The sequence below is a fragment of the Thermoplasmata archaeon genome, assembly GCA_038851035.1.
GTDB lineage: Archaea > Thermoplasmatota > DTKX01 > VGTL01 > VGTL01 > JAWCLH01.
Window position 1 is genome coordinate 123,724 of record JAWCLH010000002.1, and the last position, 18,148, is coordinate 141,871.

Here is an 18,148-nt window from a genome sequence, read left to right on the forward strand (position 1 = left end):
AGTGAGGTGCCCACTGCCCCCCTTGTCTACTCAGACCTTCCTCAATCACACCACCGGCAATGCTTATTTAGGGCTATACCATGCCGGTCCCGAGGGAGATTGACCGACGACGCCTACAAGGGGTACAGGGGCCGCGCGAGAGCCCGCCTCATCGAGTTCGGCGTGAGGGTATGGAGCGACGTCGAAGTCAGGACGGGGCACGGGGTGTTCGAGGGCATCATCCTGCCCCGCTCAGAGAGCGCGGACGACTATCACATAGTCCTCAAGCTGCGCAACGGCTACAACATCGGCCTCGATGTCGATTCGATACAGAGCATAAAGGAGGTCGGGTACAGGGAAGCAAAATACAAGATACCGGAAAAGGAGTTCCCCAGGGACCCGAATAAGCCCAACGTAACCCTGTTAGGCACCGGTGGCACCATCGCAAGTCGCCTCGATTACAGAACAGGGGCGGTGATTCCCGCCTTCACACCTGGCGAACTCTATGGCGCGGTCCCGGAGCTGGCCGACATCGCCAACCTGACCACTATAAAACTCTACGGGGTCTTCAGCGAGAATATGGGGCCGGAACAGTGGAAGACGACCGCAGAGGCCATAGGGAAGGAGGTGGCCAAGGGTGCGGACGGAATCGTCATAGGCCACGGCACCGACACGATGCACCACACTGCTGCCATCCTCTCATTCATGGTCCAGAACTCGCCCGTCCCGATTGTGATGGTCGGCTCCCAAAGGTCGAGCGACAGGCCCTCAAGCGACGCCGCCATGACCCTGATCTGCTCCACCATGACCGCTGCGAAGTGCGACATCGCAGAGGTAATGGTTTGCATGTTTGGACCCACGAGCGAGGAGTACTGCCTCCTCCACCGCGGCACGAGGGTCAGGAAGATGCACTCGAGCTACAGGTCCACCTTCAGGACAATAGGTGATATACCTCTCGCCATGGTCTCGCCACAGTGGGGCTTCAGGTACCTCAGGCAGGACTACAAGAAAAGGAGAAGGGACAGGGACATTATTATAGACACGAAGTTCGATGACAGGGTTGCGATAGTTTACTATTATCCGGCGATGAAGCCCGACATCATCGACTCCCTCATTGACCATGGGTACAGGGGAATTGTGATAGCGGGCACGGGCCTCGGACACGTGAACAAGCCCCTCTACCCATCCCTGAAAAGGGCGAAGGAAGAGGGAATCGCCATGTTCATGACCGTGCAGACCCTCTGGGGCTACGTCCAGATGTATGTTTATGACACTGGGCGGGACCTGATGGAGCTGGGCGTTGTCCCGGCCGCCAACATGCTCCCCGAGGTGGCTTATGTGAAGCTCGGCTGGGTGCTCGGCCACACCCAGAACCCAGAGGAGGTCAAAAAAATGATGCTCACGCCCATCGCCGGCGAAATCACAGAGAGGGAGCCTTTCAACGGCTACCTGATAATGCAGGGCGGAATACCCGAAGTTGAAGAATTCGTCAGCAAGCACTTCCACTGAGACCCCGGAGGGCTGTCACGTATCTCTCGGCGCTCGTGGGGGTCCTGAGCACCCTCCGAAAATCCACCTCCCTGAGCGAGAGCAGCCCCTCCTCCTCGAGGAGCTTTAGATAGGTTCTGTCAATTCTCCTAATACCTGGGCCCCTCTCCAGACAAAGGGAAGCTGCTCTCGCCGCGAGCGTACCTGAGAGAAGGGCGAAGCGGACGCCCTCACCCGTTCCGGGGAAGACAAAACCCCCCGCGTCGCCCGCTAGAAGGACCCTCCCCTTCCCCAATATTGGCAGGGGGCCGCCCATCGGTATCCTGTGCGCTTCAAACCCCATACACTCCCCATCGCCCGTCAGCTCGCGAACTTTTGACATTCTCAGGAAGATAGATAGACTCTTGGGAGCGCCCCACCCAGACAGCGTGCTTCCGACGCCGGCCCTTACGCAGCTTCTGTGAGGCGCTACCCACCCATATCCTCCGGGAATGATGTAGAAAACGTGGAACCACCCCTGCGTTCTCCGGCGGACCTCAGAGGGAGGCATAGGAATACTAGTCTGGCAGGCCAGCGCCATAGCTCCGGGAGCGGCGTCGAGCACTGCCCTCACCCGAGAGTTCGCCCCGTCTGCACCGATGAGCACGCGGCACTTGAGTTCCCCGGTGCTCGTTCTCACCGTGACTGAATCACGCCCCTGAGATGCACCGAGCATTTCTGCCCTCACCGGCTGCTTCTTAAGGCGAGAGAGGAGCCATGAGTCGAACCGAGACCGGTCCACGGAGTATCCCGGGCGGGGGAAGCGCGAGAGGAATTCAGCGCTGGAAGCCGTGTGGAGATGATAGCCCCAAATTCTTCGCTCATACACGGTCCGGGGCAGAGGACCCACTAGCTCCTCAATTTTGGGAGGTAGGATGCCGGCGCAGGGTTTTGACCTTGGAAAAGAGCATCTGTCCATTAGAATATAATCCACCCCGAGCCTCTCTAGCTCTCTAGCAGCAGAGGCGCCCGCGGGACCGGCGCCGATTACTGCGACCTCGTACTCCTCCACATTGCTAAATCTGGTTAGGGCCTTAAATCTTCTCCTGCCGGAACTCTCCGCCCCCGGACCCGGAGAATTTCAGCCAGCATCGTTGCGCGAATTGGATAGCTGAGGCGGCTCACGCACCCAATTCCAAAAACAATATATCGCCCCCCCTCGCTCCCCTCGCCCAATGGGAAGCGCTTTGGTCGGGCGAATCAGGGAGCTTCGACGGAGGCCGCTGGATGAGCTTTTAGCGCTCGCCTGGGACGCGCGGCGCCTGAACTTCGAGCCCGTGCTGGGCGTTTCAGCACCCAGCCCGAAGGTCTATAGAGTCGCGAGCTTTACCAATCGACCCGGTAAATTCGTCAATATCAGCGTCACGGGTGGGAGGTGCGCCCTCCGCTGCGAGCACTGCGGGGGACGCCTGCTGAAAGACATGCTTCCCGTGTCCACTCCGGCCAGGCTCGTGGCCGTCGGCAGAGAGCTGAGGAAAAAGGGGTGCGCAGGTGTGCTCATCTCCGGCGGCTCACTCAGGGAGGGCCTCGTGCCCCTCCTCCCCTTCACCGGGGCGATTTCGGAACTCCGGAAAATGGGTCTGAAGGTCATCGCCCACACGGGCCTGATGGACCGGGCGACAGCATGGGCCCTGAGAGAGGCTGGGGTGATGCAGGTTCTTATAGATGTGATCGGGGACTCGAGAACCATCAGGGAGGTCTACCACCTCCGGAAGAAGCCCCAGGACTTCAGGAAAGCCCTCCAAGTGGCCCGGGAAGCCGGGCTTGGCCTAGCCCCCCACATCCTCGTCGGGCTCTACTACGGAAAGGTCAGGGGAGAATACAGGGCGCTGGAGTATGTCACGGAGGCCCGCCCGGAGGCGATTGTTATTATTTCCCTCACGAGAATTCGCGGGACGGCAATGGAGAGGACAGGAACGCCCCCCCCTGGAGAGGTGGCGAAGCTCATCGCTGTGGCCCGCCTCCTTAACCCTCGCACGCCCCTGATTCTGGGCTGTATGCGCCAGTCTGGCCCGGAGAAGCCCCTGCTGGAGAAGCTGGCTGTAGACGCCGGAGCAAACGCCATAGCCTACCCGCTTGAAGAAACTGTTCGCCACGCGAGGCGGAGGGGCCTGAGGGCCGTCTTCACTGAGGAATGCTGCTCGCTGATGTGGCCGCTACTGCCCCTCACTGGGCCATCGCTTTCTTGAAGAGCGGTATCGCTATCAGCAGCAGCACGAGGCCGAACACGAGCAGAACCACCACCTCCGTCCATATCTCCGCAAGTCCCGCTCCAAGGACAACGACCTTGCGCATCGCGGAGGTGGCGTAGGTCAGGGGCATCGCTTTAGCAACGTACTGCATGTAAACCGGCATCTGCTCTATCGGGAAAAAAACACCCGATAGGAACATCATGGGGAATTGAAGCACCATCATGAGCGTTCCGGCGGTCTCTTCGTCCTTTGCGGCGGATGTTATCGCTATCCCGAGCCCGATGAAGCTGAAGATTCCCAGCAGGAGCAGGAAAACGACCAATATCAGCGGGCCGTTGACGGTGACGCCGAAGAGGGTGAGGGCCAGAAGGAGGACCACAGCTCCCTGAACCATCCCCCTGACGCTCTGGGCGATTGTTTTTCCCAGTATAATGGAGAAACGGCTAGTGGGAGCGGCCAATATGCCGTCGAACGTGCCCGCCTCCCTCTCATGAGATATCGCTCTCGGCAGGCCGGTCATGACGCTGAACATCACCACCATCATCATCATTCCCGGCGCCATGAACTCGAAGTAATTCGGGTCGCCGGGAACAGTTCCCTTGATATGAATTTTATAGGGAGTGACGATTGCGGCCGAAGTGTTGAGGGGCTCTCCAGTTGTGCGGTTCACGGTCTGGATGGCCCGGCCCGTCCCCATCTGGGATATGACCGAGTTGAGCAGGGCCGTGAGCTGGAGCGAGAGTTGCGGCTTGGACTGGTCGTAGAGAATCGTGACCTGCCCCTGCCTTCCGGCGCGCAGGCTCGATGTGAAGTTCGCGGGGACTATCACGGCTCCCATTACATCGCCGCGGGTAATCATCTCACGCGCCTCATCCTCGCTCGAGGCGTTGGAGATGGAGAAGTAGCCGGTCCTATGGTTTATGCTCTGGAGGGTGAGATAGAATGTCAGGCCCTCCTCCCCTATGGTGCCGTTGGCCCTGTCCAGATTCACGAAAGAGACGGGGGCGTCCTTCAGGGTGGTCCCGGACGGGAAGATGTAGCCCGTCATCATCATCAGGAAGAGGGGGAAGACGAAGAGCATTACGAGCATCACCCGATTGCGCGCGAACTCCAAGAGGTCTTTGTGGGCTATCCATAAAGAATGGTAGATAACTGCCCCCGCTCCCATAGAATCACCTGATTCTCGGCCTTAGACCTAAACTGTGCGGCCCATGCCGGTGCATAGACACCCTTTCCTTTACCTCCTCCACCATAGCCCTACCTGTAAAGTGAAGGAATACGTCCTCTAGCGTGGGCTGGGTGATGGAGGCGTTCCTGAGCCTGAGACCGGCCCTCCCCGCGGCCTCGACCACCTCCTGAAAGGCGTCGCCTCGAGAAACGATTACCTTAACGCAGTTCTCTTTCTGAGACACGCTCATTATGCCGTAGAGGCCGCGGAGTCGCTCGGCCGCGTCGGACGGTGCATTGATCACATCCAGCTCAACCACGGTGTTGTTCCGGTCCGATATCCGGCCCTTCAACTCATCTGGCGACCCCACCGCAACTATCCTCCCCCTGTCCATCAGTCCTATGCGGTCACACAGGGCCTCGGCCTCGCTCATTATGTGCGTCGTCAGGACAATGGTTAGGCCGTCCTTTTTATTGAGCCTCTTGATGAGAGCGCGAATCTCGGCTGTGCTCTGGGGGTCAAGGCCGAGTGTGGGCTCGTCCATGAAGACCACTCGTGGCATGCTGACCAGCGCCCTGATGACGTTGATGCGCTGCTTCATGCCGGTCGAGAACTTCCCTATCTGCTCGTCGGCCCATTTCGTCATGTTGACGATTTTCAGGAGCTCTTCTATTCTCGCATCCGTTTCACTTTTAGGTACGTTATAGAGCTTAGCGAATAGCCTCAGGTTCTCGTAGGCGGTGAGCCTTTCGTACATTATCATCTTTTCCGAGACGATGCCGACGAGCTCCCTGACCCTGTGGGCCTCCTTGACCACGTCATAACCGGCGATCCTCGCCGAGCCTTCTGTAGGAAGAGAGAGGGTCGTGAGCATTCTTATCAGTGTGGACTTCCCCGCCCCATTTGGTCCGAGGAGGCCGTATATCTCTCCCTCATTGACCCGAATGTTCACACGGTCTACAGCAGTGAAGCCGTTGAACCTCTTGGTCAGGTTGATGGTCTCGATTATTGCTCTGCTCCCGACCGCTCCCGCTTCTCCGTCGAGCGAACCCTTTGGCATAGGCAAGACCCGGGCGCTTCAACCCCCCACTCAAAATATATCGTTTGTGGTCGGTGGGGGCCTGCTGTTCCTTGCCTTTCCACCCTAGATATACAAGGGTTGAGCGCGAGGCTCCTAAGCCCCGCAATCCCCGGAGCGGGGTCGTGAGAGTAAAAACTAAAAGGTCGGTCGCGAAATATATATTTCATGGCCTTGATGGCGAGGATGTACCTCGCGATATCGGTCCTATTCGGAATTCTGTTCGCCTTCTTTATGGTGCTGATTCTCCTCTTCGACCTGCCCTTTCTTATAGGTCTGGCGCTTTCCTTGCTCGCAGCTGTCGGGGTGGTGCTGCTACAGTGGGCTGTTTCACCGGCGGTTATTAAATGGATATACAAAATAAAGTGGGTGAACATATCCTACTTCCCCGCCTCCATCCAGGACTACATTCGGAGCACCTGCCGAGAGAACCGAATTCCAGTGCCTGCGCTGGGAGTCATCGAGGACGGCAACCCCAACGCCTTCGCGTTCGGTAGGACGAGGCGCAGCGCCCATCTGGTCGTGACGGAAGGGATATTTAAGTACTGCGACGAGGAGGAGCAGAGGGCGGTCGTCGCGCACGAGATGGGCCACATCGTACACAACGACTTTGTCGTGATGACCGTGGTGGCGATGGTCCCTCTCATCCTCTACATTTTCTACCGCGCCGCCTTCCGCTCGATTCGATATATGAAGGGAGGGGGGAAGGGGAAGGGGCAGGCCGTAGCGGCGATTGCGATCGCCGGAGTCATTGCCTTCCTCGCCTACCTTTTCGCCCAGCTGATCGCGCTGATGGTTAGCCGATACAGGGAGTACTACGCCGACGACTTCTCCGCCCGGAGCACGGGGAGGCCCAACGCGCTCTCCAGTGCGCTCATAAAAATAGCCTACGGTCTGGCGGTCGAAGGGAAGGGCCAGGGTATGGAGCAGGTCAAGCGCCAGACGAGATTTGAGACCAACCCCCTGATGTTCTTCGACGCCCGAATTGCGCGCGCTCTGGCGGTCCAAGCGACCACCGCCGGCTCCTACTCGAAGGAGACGCTGAAGAGGGTGATGGCCTGGGACCTGTGGAACCCTTGGGCCTTCTTCTCGGAGCTGACGATGACCCATCCCCTGCCCGCGAAGAGGATAAAGGCCCTAGGCAAGATCGCCTCTGAGCTGGGCCAGACCCCTTATATAAATTTCGACCTCGAGCAGCCAGAGTCCTACTGGGACGACTTCCTCCGGGACATATTCATCAGGGGCTCCTGGGCCCTGTCCATCCCCATCGCCATTTTTGTCGGTTGGTGGCTATTCCCGGTCGGGCTGATGGTTGCATTCTTCATCTCGCTCAGTGCCCTCCTTTTCTTTGCCGGGCTATTCGGCTTCGTTTATCTCCAGGTCTACAAGTACCCGCACAATTTCGCGAGTGCTCGCGTTGTTGACCTTCTCCAAGAGCCGAAGGCGAGCCCCGTCAGGGGAATTCCTGTGGAGCTGAGCGGGAAAATAATCGGGAGGGGGAGGCCAGGCCTCTTCTTTAACGAGGACATAAAGCTCGACGACGGGACCGGCCTGATTCTGCTGGACTATGACCAGGTTCTGCCGATAATCAATTTTTTCGTGGGCCTATTAAGGACCGAGAGTTGGCTCGGACAGGAGGTTGAGATAAGGGGATGGTACAGGAGAGGGGTGGTGCCATATATCGAGCTCTACGAGATGCAGGTTGGGAAGAAGAGGCATCGCCTGTGGACCGCGGGGCTGAAAATGGCGGGGTGCCTAGCCGTTGCTATTATTGGAGTGCTGCTTTTCGTCCTCAGCAATATCGCTTTGTTATGACAAATTCACAACTCAATACAAAGGCTCACGGGCCTCCTCCGTCTCCAACCCATGGTTCTTGCGCCAACATTTATACAGCTCCAGGCGTATTTCCAACCGGGAAAGAATGCTCCTCGTCACCACTTGGTTCGGGACCTTCCTGCTAGATGGGAAGCGCGTGGTCGAGCAGAGGCCCGCCCCGCGCGACCCGCGCGAGCTCGCCCGCCGCCTCCGGAGAATCGAGAGGGGTGAGATTCTAGATGAGGAGAGGGAGCTGGCCGCTCTTGTGACGGCGCGTGCGGGCGGGGGAGAGATTCCGGCGGCGGGAGGCGCTTCTAGAGGAGAGTCTAGCGCTCCGGCGGAAGGAGGAGGGGGAGTCGTTTCACAGGCACCCGAGGGGCCAAAGGTTGAGACCCATGCTGCCCGGCGGGCGCGGAGGGGCCGGCTCTCCGCAGTTTCGGAGGAGGGTGAAGGAAAGTCCCTCCAAGGAGGACCTGTCCCGGATGTGTTGGAAGAGAGGCTCCGCTCCCTCGGGAGGCTCGTCCCCGGCGCCCCTCCAGACCTCGAGCCGCTCGGAAGGAAGTTGGGCTTTGGACCGGAGCTCCTGCACGAGGCCACGCTCTGGATGGGCAGGGAGAAGCTCGGCGAGCTCGGCCCGGACAGGCTCGTGACCCAGGCCGTTGCGGGGCTGGAGGAGCTAACCCGCGTCTCCAATCTGCTTACCGAGAGACTGGTGGAGTGGTACGGCCTCCACCTCCCCGAGCTGGCCGAGTCCCTTGGGACCAAAGATTTCGTCGAAGCGGTGGCAGAGTACGGAGGGAGGGAGGGGGTCGAGAGGGCCATGGGCAAGAAGTTCGACTCGCCCGGCGCGCTTCTCTCCCCGGCGGACGAGGCTGCCATCCGTTCCTGGGCCTCTCTGGTGAGGGAGGTTGGTCGCTGCAGGGCAGGGCTCGAGGGCTACATCACCAAGAGAATGGAGGAGCTCGCGCCAAACCTGAGCGCCATCGTGGGTCCCCTCCTCGCAGCCCGGCTTCTTTCCCTCACTGGAAGTTTGGATAGGCTTGCGAGGCTCCCTGCGAGCACAGTCCAGCTCCTCGGCGCGGAGAAGGCCCTCTTCCAGTTCATGAAAACGGGAGGGAGGCCGCCCAAGCACGGTGTCCTCTTCCAGCACCCCCTCGTCCACAGGGCGCCGCCGAGGCTGAGGGGCAAGGTCGCGAGGGCCCTAGCATCCAGCGCCTCGCTCGCGGCGCGCGCCGACGCCTTCGGCCGAAGAGACATTACAGAGGCCATCAAGGAGGGTCTTCAGAAAAAGCTCTCTCGAATTCAAAAGGAATCAACGCTGGACAGGGAGAGAAGGGGGGCCAGCGGTTGCGGAAAACGCGGCCGCCGGGGCGAAAGGTGAGGGACATCCGGCGGCAGGGGAAAGATATAATATTCTCAAGGAGTTATTACGCCAACGGAGGTTGCTATTGCCCGAGGCTGCGAAGATCTGGGAATTCCAGACTAAAAATGAGGTCAGAGACGTCGCCATCACCAAAGGCGGCGAGCTGGTTGCGGCGGGCATTTCCGACGGGACCCTCCTCCTATTAGATAATCAGGGCAAGGCGATCTGGCAGAGGGACGCAGGGGCACCGATACTCAAGCTGAAAATGTCGAGCAACGGCGAGTTAATATCCATAATCACCGCTGACGCCAGGGTCCACCTTTACGATAGAAATGGCAACGTCCTCTGGAAGATGGGCCTGAAGGAGCCCATTACCAGCCTCTCCATGAACTCAACGGGCTCCTCCGTGGTGATAGGCAGCGAGAACATGAACACCTACGTTCTCGACAGAAGCGGCAAGGTGCTCTGGGGCGCGAGAATGGGTGGCGCGGTGCATGACGTCTGTATATCCTCAAATGGAAACTACGTCGTTGCGGGGTCTGACGACCACTCGATATACCTCCTCGACATTGGTGGAAAGCTGATATGGAGCTACCGCACGGAGGGCCCGATTCGGACCGTGGCGATATCCGACAACGGGGACTACCTCCTCGCCTCTTCGATGGACAAAAGGCTCTACTTCTTCGAGAGGACGGGCTCCCTCCTCTGGAACCCTAGGAACCCCGAGACCGCCTCCTGTATGGACCTATCCCTCTCTGCGCGCAACATTGTGGTCGGGGTAGGAAACGAGGTCCATCTCCTCTCAAGGAACGGGGCACTCGTCAAGCGCTGGCAGTGCCGGGATAGAGTCCTCGATGTTGCAATCTCGACAAATGGGGAGTTTGCGATAGTGGCCTCGGCCGACGATCATGTATATCTTATGGACCAGAACGGCGAGGAGGTGTGGAGACAGAAGAGGCTCGAGGACGCCACCTGCGCTGCTCTGACGGCCGCGGGAGACTTTGCGGTCGCCGGGGGCCGGGACCGGGTCATCTGCTACTTCGACAACAACCAGTTCTTCAGTGCCATCATATCCCAGGCCGCGCGCTACCTTGAGAGTGTCAAGAATTTCGGCGTTGCGGCCCTCGAGGCCGAGGTGCTGATGCAGAGGGCCGCCTCAGAGCTGGAGAGGAAGGCCTACACCTCCGCGGTCAACTACGCCCGGGGGGCGGAGAAGGTGGCCCTGCGCCTGAAGGAGAAGAGCAGGCCTGAGCTTTCCATACTCGCCGTTGCATCGGAGAGCTTCAACGTGGACTCGGTCACAAAGCTCAACACGATAATAATGAACACAGGCAGCGCCCACGCCGCCAACCTGAAGCTGGAGTTCTCGGGGCAAGTTGCTATTGAGGGCAATATGAGAATTCCCCAGCTCCAGACGGGGAAGTTCGTGAACGAAGTTTACGGTATCAGGCCTTTAGTCGTGGCAACAATACCTATGAAGCTTTCAATTCATTTCAGCGATATGGAGGGAAAGGAGTACCTGACGGAGGCGATTTTTTCGATTGCAGCCGGGGAGCCCGGCAGGAAGGTGGCTTTCGGAAAGACCCAGCCCATTATCCAGCACGGGAATATTCAGAGGCTCGTGGCCAAGGTCCAGGCCTCGAAGAAGGAGGCTCCGAAGACGCCAGCCCCCACCCCTCTCGCGAGGGTACCATCGCCGGGTGTCACATTCACACCGGACGCGCGCTGCCCCGTCTGTGGAAAGCCTGTGAGGCGCGACTTCCTCGCCTGCCCGTTCTGCCACACGAAGTTCAGGGCCGGGTGATAAAATTCTGGAGCCCTCGAGATTCAGAGGGGTCTACCTATCGCGCGGGAACCTCTATACCCGCAGGCTGGCTGGCGGTAGCGTGTACGGTGAGAAGATAGTTGAAATCAAAGGGGAGCTCTATCGCGAGTGGAACCCCTGGAGAAGCAAGCTCGCAGCTGCAATAAAGAATGGTCTGAAGGAACTCCCCATAGAGAGGGATTCGAGGGTGCTCTATCTCGGTGCAGCCAGCGGGACGACCGCGAGCCATGTCTCTGATCTCTGCCCTGACGGAATGGTGTTTTGCGTCGAGATTTCCCCTCGGGCATTCAGGGACCTTCTCGGCGTCTGCAGGGAGAGGCCCAACATGTTCCCTCTGGAGGCCGACGCGCGGCACCCTATGAGCTACATGGCCGTTGTGGGGGCGGTTGACTTCATTTATCAGGATATCGCGCAGAGGGACCAGGACAAGGTCTTCATGGCCAACGCGGAGATGCTTCTCCGTAGGGGAGGGAGGGCCCTCCTAATGCTCAAGGCGCGCAGCGTATCCTCCTCCGAGAGGCCTGAAGAGACTTTCCGCCGGGTGCTGGCGTCGCTCGAGGCGTCTCCATCCGTCAAGGTCACCGAGAAAATCCGTCTCGAGCCCTACCACCGCGACCATCTGGCTCTCGGGATACAATGGAAGGGCTGAGGCCTCGTCGAGGGATACGGAGCCAAACCCCCCGGCCGCTCTATAATGATGCTAAACGTGACAGGTGAACCCCGTGTCTCATGTCCATTCCCAGAAGGATGGTGAGTCGGGAGGGGAGTGAGCGTGTGGAGGGGAGAGAGCGTTCAGAATCCACCTCTACCGAGGAAGCATATCCACGGTGAAATGATACGTGGTGCCGGTCAGGGCCCAGCCCCCCGGCACGGGCTCTCCGCCGAGTGGGAGGGCCCCCAGGTGGAGTGAGGAGGTTGTGTCGGCAGCGAGCCAGAAGCCCAGCGGGTCCTGAAAATAGGCAAGCTTCAGGTCCGTGTTGTAATAGCGCTCTAGAGCGAGCTCGACCGAAGAGAGGTCTCGTCCGACATAAATGCTGCAGAAGGCGTGGTTTTTTATGATATGGAAGCGCGTGGTGCCGTTCATGGCCGTCACTAGGGCAGAGAGGAGGAGGGCTTGGTCCTCGCAGTCGCCCCGGCCGGTGCGCAGGGTTTCGGCGGGCGGGGCCCAGTAGTCCTCCCCACCGGACTCATTGAGATATTCTATCTCGTCCCGGACAAAGTCGAACGCTTCTGCGGCGTGGTAGATATTGAATGGCCCGGGGTGGAGCGAGAGGATTCCCGCGGCCTTCGAGCACACCTCTGAGTCCGAGGGGTCCATCAGGCGGTTGAGCTTGTCGAAGTAGCATGCGGGGTTCTTCCTAATCGGAATCCCGGGGTCGATTCCTCCTGGGAGGAATGTGAGGGTTCTGGGGGCACTTCCAACCCATCCATAGTCAAACCAGCCTCTGACCGGCCCGAGCTTGCTCTGAGCCATGACAGCCATTTTTACAGTGAAATTGTAGGAGCCGTGCTGCTCTGGACCCTGAAAGTGCAGAATTCCGAGAGCGGTCTCGGACCCCTTCGGGACAGTGACCCCGACCGAAGCGCAGATGGGCGCCCCCCACTCGCCCTCCATCGAAAACCCGTAGATGAAGAGTTCGCTTGAACCGGAATTCCTGACCCAGAGCCTCAGCTCCCCTCCCCACAGAGTGAAGCATCGCCCGAGTTCCCACCTCCACTCTAGTGAATACCCGGGGCCGACAATCGCGCTAGCTGCCGGTCTCTCCTCCCACGAGATCGGATCGTAGTCGGGGATGAGGGGGGCCCGGACATCATTGCTCCCGAACCCCGCCCTAGGGACCATTGGGTCGTCCATCCTCCCAGAATTTCTGAAGAGAAACCACGCCCCTAGGACTGCATTGACGACGAGAAATGCAGCGAGGAAGACCCCGAGTATACTCCCCAGGTTTTGATCCCTTGGCGGTGTTTTACCCCCCTCCCTGGTGGGCAGGTGGGTTGGTGGGTCTCCCAGCTGGCCGGCTGGCATCACAGTTTCTGAAAGGTAGTGTGCGATATTTATTATTCCCGCTCGGAGTATCCGGCCGAGCCGCGGTTTCCACTAGCTTCGCCGGGAGCTGTCAGCGATGTTCAGTGCCCGGGACTCGACCCCGGCTTATCTCAACGACCCAGCGTGCCGCGGAGAGGAAGTCCTCACCGATGAAATCCGGCCTCACATCCCAGCCCTTCATCTCAGCGAGAATTCTTTCCCTGTGCCGGGGTTCCGGGACGAGGGCCGTTCGGGCACCGATTGTATGTCCCGCTGCCACGTCCATATACGTGTCACCGATGACGAAGGACTGCCTCAGGTCTATCCCGAGCTCCTCCGCGGCCCTCTCAAACAGCGCTGTGCCGGGCTTCCTGCATGCGCAGCCTTCGCTGGGGAGGTGGGGGCAGTAGTAAACTCTATCTACGGAGGCCCCGCCCTTGGCGAGTTCCAACCTCATCTTATCATGAATTCTCTCAAGAGTTGTCTCGTCGAAAAAGCCCCGGCCGATGCCCGACTGGTTGGTAACCACGACGATTACAAACCCCTCCTCCTTGAGCATGCGCAGGCCTTCTGCCACGCCGGGATAGAGCTGATATAATGAGGGGTCGCTGAGATAATCTATATTCACATTAAGCGTTCCGTCACGGTCCACGAAGACCGCCTTTTTTTTCACGCTCATTCCGGATGGCCTCCCCCAAATGCGCGGGGACTCCCCCCGTCCTGAGCGGCCGCCGCGCGAGGTTCATTCATCCACATGTCCATTTTTACAGCGACTTCGAGAGTGCTCCGAGCGGGTTGGAGGGCTACTTACCCCGTCCATCACCGGCCCGAATGGATGGCCGGACGTGCTCTACCCCCTTACCTTTGTACCGCAGCCCTCGGCCCTTCTTCCCGGCGGAGGTCAGGCCCCTGTACACCCTTGAACGGTGCTGGGGCATGCATATCCAGTTCAGCTTCGGGTCGGACATGATTGCGGGGTGGCATGGGTCGACCAGAATAACCTCATAGAACTTGTGCTTCCCGTCTTGGCCGACCCAATAGGAGTTGAGGACCTCCATGTTTGGGTAGTGCTTCTGGGTCCTTTCCTCCGCGATTCTCTTGATGCTCTTGGCCATCGTGATGCTCAGAATGCCTTTCGACCTTGGCTTTCTCCCCTTCCGAATCGCCCTTTTTCTGAGCCCCCCTCGTCTGACCCTCGTCCTAACGATAATGAACCCCGGCTTCGCTCTGTATCCAAGCGCCCTCGCGCGGTCCAGTCTCGTCGGTCTCTCAATTCTTTGGAAAACTGGCTCTGAGCGCCACTGGACCATCCTCTGCCAGCGAAGCTCCCCTGCCACGCTCTTCTCCGGTTTATGCCACACCTCGCTGATATATTTATACAGGCTTTTCACCATCGCCATCACCTGCTCCCGCGAATTCACCCCTCGGTCGGCTTTCCTAACCTCCCCCACTTGTGGGGTGGGTTCCACCGGCCTCTGGTCGGGTACATCTTCGCATCAGTTCCGGTGACGTCCCTCGCTGGGTGCCCGTAGGAGCCCCCCGGGGCGGGGGACCATGAGGGAAGGGGCATATAAAGAATTCCCTCTTAATCATTTAATACCCCTTTGCCATTCTCTTATCAAATGGAATGGGCGAAGCACCGAAGATAATTAAGGAGATTCGCAGGCCGATCGAGACGCGCCCCCCGCCGTCCATCGCTAGACTTGAGGACCTGGACCTCTCCGACTGGGATCTAACGGAGGACTGGCCAGAGCTCTACATCTCCCATGGCTGCTTCCATAAGATGATCAGCCACTGCATGGACTACATGGACCAGCAGATCGAGGTAATGGGCCTCATTCTCGGGGACATTTTCCAGTGGAAAAACAGAATCTATACGGTCGCGGAGGACGCCGTGGCCGCCGAGACGGAGGACAGCACCGCCACTTCCGTACGTTTCGGGGCTAAGGGGCTGGAGGAGATTGCCAGGGCCCTAAACGAACTGGAGTATGAATACCTGATTGTGGGATGGTACCACTCTCACCCGGGCTTCACCCCCTTTTTATCCGAGAAGGATCTCGAGACCCAGAAAAAGAACTTTAACAAACCCTACCACACGACCATCGTCATCGACCCGGTCAACAGGCAGTTCCGCGCCTACAAGGTCATAGAGAATGAATATGTGGAGAAAAGGTTCCAGCTATATGAAGAGAGCGCGCTGGAGAAGGAGGTCACGGCGAGGAGGAGGGAGGAGATAATGAACTATATCGAGGCCCTCATAGAGCGGCAGGTCAGCCCTAGGAAACACACCAGGCCGGTGGTCGTTCCTGGGGGCCATGCGGAACCTCCCCACACGAGCCGGCTCTCACCTGAAGTCCGGCAAGCCATCGAGGAAGATATCAGAAGGCTAATCGAGGAGCACCAGAGAGCGCTTAAAAAGAGGGATATGCAGGCCGGCCGGAAAGGCTTTTAAATTCGCAGGACAATGGCTATGCGGGTGGTCGGTTTGCCGCATTATATAATGCTGTCTACATTGACGGACGAAGGATGGAAGACGGTGAAGGAGAAGCCAGAGAGAATTCGGGAAGTGAATAAAGAGATTCAGGCAATGGGGGCGAGGGTCGTGGCCCAGTACTGCTGCCTCGGCCCCTACGACTTCGTCAACATCGTTGAGGCTCCGAACAACGAGGTGATTACGAGGGTCTCACTGGAACTAGGGTCAAGGGGGACAATTAAAATACTGACTATGCCCGCGATGGGCGTGGACGAGCTCGTTGGGATGCTGAAGAAGAAGTAGCCCCACTGCCTCCTACCCAGACCCGGGTTCTCCTTCCTTCAGAAGAGCCGGAGCGGGCCCATCAGCCCACTTAGAATAAGAGGCGATTTCTTCGAAAGTTTCGATGTTCAGTGGTCATCTTCATCCTCCCCTTAAACTAAATCTTTAAGTCATCGCCGCTTATGCGCTGTTACGATGCTGGAGAGCCTCCATCTGTCCCGGCTGCTCGGACCTTATCTAGACCCCAGGCTTGTCTCGAACATTGAGTTCCTTATACTACTCTTCCTGATGATGCTCGTGATGAACCTCTTCGAGCTCTCGGGCTTTCTCTCCTCCATAGGTAGGCGCATCGTAAACCGTGCAGGCACTGAAAGGCGGCTGGCCATCTTGCTCTGCCTCCTCGTATTTTTCGCATCGGCCTTCCTGACCAACGACGTTGTGCTTCTGGGCATCGTTCCACTGACCATTCACGTCGGTGTGGTGTCGCGGGTGAACGTCAGGACGCTGGGAATCTTCGACGGAATCGCTGCCAACACCGGCAGCCTCCTGACCCCCTTCGGTAACCCCCAGAATATTTTCATATCGGTTCATTACAGCGTTTCTGTCTCCGAGTTCCTTCTGGCCCTCCTTCCTCTCTGGCTACTCTCCTTCGGCCTCCTTCTCCTCCTAATCTGCGTGAGCTTCGGGGACAGATGTCTTCACCCCCTCAGACCCAAACCCGCCAACAGGCGCTCTGCGATTCTGGGTCTCACGGCACTGGCGGTGATAGTGCTATTCTTCTTTCGCCTCCTGCCCATTCTGATAATCGCCCCCCTGGTCCTTGGGCTCATTCTGAGCGATGAGAAATATGCCCGCGTATTCAGGATGTTCGACTGGAGGCTCTTCTCGCTCTTCGTATTCATGGCTCTCGCGACCTACGCAGCCATGAGGTTCTGGAAAATCGAGCTCCAAGGACCCGTCCTCCTGCTCTGCGCCGTGGGGCTCTCACAGGTGGTGAGCAACATTCCCGCCACATTCCTCCTCTCCGAGTCGCCCGATTGGAAGACGCTAGCAATCGGGGTAAACATCGGTGGGAGCGGGACACTGATATCCTCCGTCGCAACTGTCATCGCCTACCGATACATAAAGAAATATGACAGGCGAACGACCGTATGGGACTTCATGAAGTGGGGTGGACTTTTCTGCGGGGCGCAAACAATCGCCTTCCTGCCCATTCTTCTGATGACAATGTCCTAGGCTCCAATCCGGTCCAACCCCCTACCACGGCTGAAGTCCCTCAAGCGCTCAGGACAATTGTGAGGACGTCTCCGTCCGCGAGCTCGTGTTCGAGACCGACTCGCTGCCCGTCGAACTTCACGCTACTCCCCCAAACCACCGCATAGCGGAACTTCCTCCTGAACTCCTTGTGCAACCGGTCGCAGACGTCCCCCACCGTTCCGCCCCTTCTCAGGACCAGAGGTCTCGAGCGGTCAACCTCGCCGCCTTGGGGCCTCAGGTACACCCGCTTGAGGTCGAGCGCCTGATAGATTCCCTTCTGTAGTTCAGGGAGCCCTTCCCCGGTCAGGGCGCTCACCGGGTAAACTCTCCAGCCCGCCAGATTCGTGAGCCCTCGCTCCAGCTCCTCTCGCGGAATAAGGTCTATTTTGTTAAGCGCCACAATCGCGGGTACATAGACGCAGCTCTCGGAGAGTGAGTCGATCAGCTGGTCGGCGGAGGCGTCGGTTCGAAAGACTACGTCAGCATTGACGACGCCATATTCATTCAAAATTGCCCTCGCGGTGGCGGGGTCCAGACGAGTCATCGTCACCGTCGAGCTTATCGTTATACCGCCCCTCTCCTTTTTAGCGATAGTGATGTCCGGCGGGCGCTCGTTTGGCCTGATGCCCGCTTCACGCATTTCCCTGACGAGACTCTCGAGATCAGGATTGAGTACGTCGAGAAAGATGAGAATGAGGTCCGCGCAGCGGGCCGAACCCAGGACTTCCCTCCCCCGTCCGCGCCCCGAGGCCGCTCCGGGCAGTATGCCAGGCATGTCCAAGAGCTGAATTTGGGCTCCTTCATAGCTCATTATTCCGGGGCGAATCTCTTTAGTGGTGAAGGCGAAGTCGCCAATCTCGCTCTGCGCGTCCGTGATGCGGTTGAGCAGGGTGCTCTTGCCGCTGTTTGGAGGGCCGAGGAGTGCCACGGTTGCGTCGCCGCTCTTCTTAACCGAGAAACGTCTGCCTCCTCCCCCCCGTCTCGCGCGTGCCCTCTCCGCCTCTTCCCTAAGCCGCGCGAGCTTGGCCTTGAGCTTTCCTATGTGGTGGGCGGTCTTTTTATTGTACTCGGTTCTTCTTATCTCTTCTTCGACCTCCTTTATTCGCTCGTCGATGGTTGCCATCCGGTACTCTAAATCAGGTGGAATCTAATAAATTCTATCC

The 18,148-nt window shown here is 58.7% G+C and carries 16 protein-coding genes; 9 read left to right on the top strand and 7 right to left on the bottom strand.

Annotated features, from left to right (window positions below):
* The first annotated feature begins 99 nt into the window (after positions 1 to 99).
* The gene (gene gatD / locus QW379_01170) at positions 100 to 1,488 is read left to right on the top strand and encodes a Glu-tRNA(Gln) amidotransferase subunit GatD (GenBank protein ID MEM2869020.1); all 1,389 of its coding nucleotides are present in this window, start codon (positions 100 to 102) and stop codon (positions 1,486 to 1,488) included.
* Here gatD and QW379_01175 read toward each other — a convergent pair.
* Positions 1,469 to 2,518, bottom strand: coding sequence for a geranylgeranyl reductase family protein (locus QW379_01175; protein ID MEM2869021.1), 1,050 nt, complete (start codon positions 2,516 to 2,518; stop codon positions 1,469 to 1,471). The two genes, gatD and QW379_01175, sit on opposite strands and share 20 nt — an antisense overlap.
* 163 nt (positions 2,519 to 2,681) lie before the next feature.
* Here QW379_01175 and QW379_01180 point away from each other — a divergent pair, with 163 nt between their 5' ends.
* A complete protein-coding gene (locus tag QW379_01180) occupies positions 2,682 to 3,695 on the top strand; it encodes a radical SAM protein (GenBank protein MEM2869022.1) in 1,014 nt (337 codons plus the stop codon).
* Here QW379_01180 and QW379_01185 read toward each other — a convergent pair.
* Positions 3,673 to 4,788 (bottom strand): ABC transporter permease, encoded by a 1,116-nt coding sequence (locus QW379_01185; GenBank protein ID MEM2869023.1) that lies wholly within the window; start codon positions 4,786 to 4,788, stop codon positions 3,673 to 3,675. The genes QW379_01180 and QW379_01185 overlap by 23 nt on opposite strands.
* Before the next feature lie 82 nt (positions 4,789 to 4,870).
* Complete coding sequence (locus QW379_01190) at positions 4,871 to 5,926, bottom strand: ABC transporter ATP-binding protein (GenBank protein MEM2869024.1); 1,056 nt, start codon at positions 5,924 to 5,926, stop codon at positions 4,871 to 4,873.
* Between the two features lie 186 nt (positions 5,927 to 6,112).
* Between QW379_01190 and QW379_01195 the strand changes: the two genes are divergently transcribed.
* The 4 genes from QW379_01195 to QW379_01210 all read left to right on the top strand — a co-directional run bounded on the left by QW379_01195 (position 6,113) and on the right by QW379_01210 (position 11,596).
* On the top strand, positions 6,113 to 7,759 hold the full coding sequence (locus tag QW379_01195) for a M48 family metalloprotease (GenBank protein MEM2869025.1): 1,647 nt from the start codon (positions 6,113 to 6,115) through the stop codon (positions 7,757 to 7,759).
* A 106-nt stretch (positions 7,760 to 7,865) separates the two neighbouring features.
* The gene (locus QW379_01200; protein ID MEM2869026.1) at positions 7,866 to 9,140 is read left to right on the top strand and encodes an NOP5/NOP56 family protein; all 1,275 of its coding nucleotides are present in this window, start codon (positions 7,866 to 7,868) and stop codon (positions 9,138 to 9,140) included.
* Between the two features lie 67 nt (positions 9,141 to 9,207).
* On the top strand, positions 9,208 to 10,926 hold the full coding sequence (locus QW379_01205; protein ID MEM2869027.1) for a DUF5711 family protein: 1,719 nt from the start codon (positions 9,208 to 9,210) through the stop codon (positions 10,924 to 10,926).
* Between the two features lie 7 nt (positions 10,927 to 10,933).
* Positions 10,934 to 11,596, top strand: a complete 663-nt coding sequence (locus QW379_01210) for a fibrillarin-like rRNA/tRNA 2'-O-methyltransferase (GenBank protein MEM2869028.1) — start codon at positions 10,934 to 10,936, stop codon at positions 11,594 to 11,596.
* A 156-nt stretch (positions 11,597 to 11,752) separates the two neighbouring features.
* Here the strand turns inward: QW379_01210 and QW379_01215 are convergent, their stop codons facing one another.
* The 3 genes from QW379_01215 to QW379_01225 all read right to left on the bottom strand — a co-directional run bounded on the left by QW379_01215 (position 11,753) and on the right by QW379_01225 (position 14,367).
* Positions 11,753 to 12,973 (bottom strand): transglutaminase family protein, encoded by a 1,221-nt coding sequence (locus tag QW379_01215; protein MEM2869029.1) that lies wholly within the window; start codon positions 12,971 to 12,973, stop codon positions 11,753 to 11,755.
* A gap of 91 nt (positions 12,974 to 13,064) precedes the next feature.
* Positions 13,065 to 13,652: an HAD family hydrolase gene (locus tag QW379_01220; protein ID MEM2869030.1), complete on the bottom strand. Its 588-nt coding sequence runs from the start codon at positions 13,650 to 13,652 to the stop codon at positions 13,065 to 13,067.
* Positions 13,653 to 13,776: 124 nt separating this feature from the next.
* Positions 13,777 to 14,367, bottom strand: coding sequence for a 50S ribosomal protein L15e (locus QW379_01225; protein MEM2869031.1), 591 nt, complete (start codon positions 14,365 to 14,367; stop codon positions 13,777 to 13,779).
* Positions 14,368 to 14,600: 233 nt separating this feature from the next.
* On the opposite strand from QW379_01225, the gene QW379_01230 reads away from it, so the two are divergent.
* The 3 genes from QW379_01230 (at position 14,601) to QW379_01240 (ending at position 16,964) form a co-directional block, all read left to right on the top strand.
* Entirely contained in the window at positions 14,601 to 15,425 is an 825-nt protein-coding gene (locus tag QW379_01230; protein MEM2869032.1) for a Mov34/MPN/PAD-1 family protein, read from the top strand.
* Between the two features lie 24 nt (positions 15,426 to 15,449).
* Positions 15,450 to 15,749 carry a GYD domain-containing protein gene (locus QW379_01235; GenBank protein MEM2869033.1) on the top strand — a complete coding sequence of 100 codons (300 nt, stop codon included), beginning with the start codon at positions 15,450 to 15,452 and terminating at the stop codon, positions 15,747 to 15,749.
* A 174-nt stretch (positions 15,750 to 15,923) separates the two neighbouring features.
* Positions 15,924 to 16,964 (top strand): SLC13 family permease, encoded by a 1,041-nt coding sequence (locus tag QW379_01240; protein ID MEM2869034.1) that lies wholly within the window; start codon positions 15,924 to 15,926, stop codon positions 16,962 to 16,964.
* A gap of 40 nt (positions 16,965 to 17,004) precedes the next feature.
* On the opposite strand, the gene QW379_01245 is transcribed toward QW379_01240, so the two are convergent.
* On the bottom strand, positions 17,005 to 18,108 hold the full coding sequence (locus QW379_01245; GenBank protein MEM2869035.1) for a GTP-binding protein: 1,104 nt from the start codon (positions 18,106 to 18,108) through the stop codon (positions 17,005 to 17,007).
* Between the last annotated feature and the right edge of the window lie 40 nt (positions 18,109 to 18,148).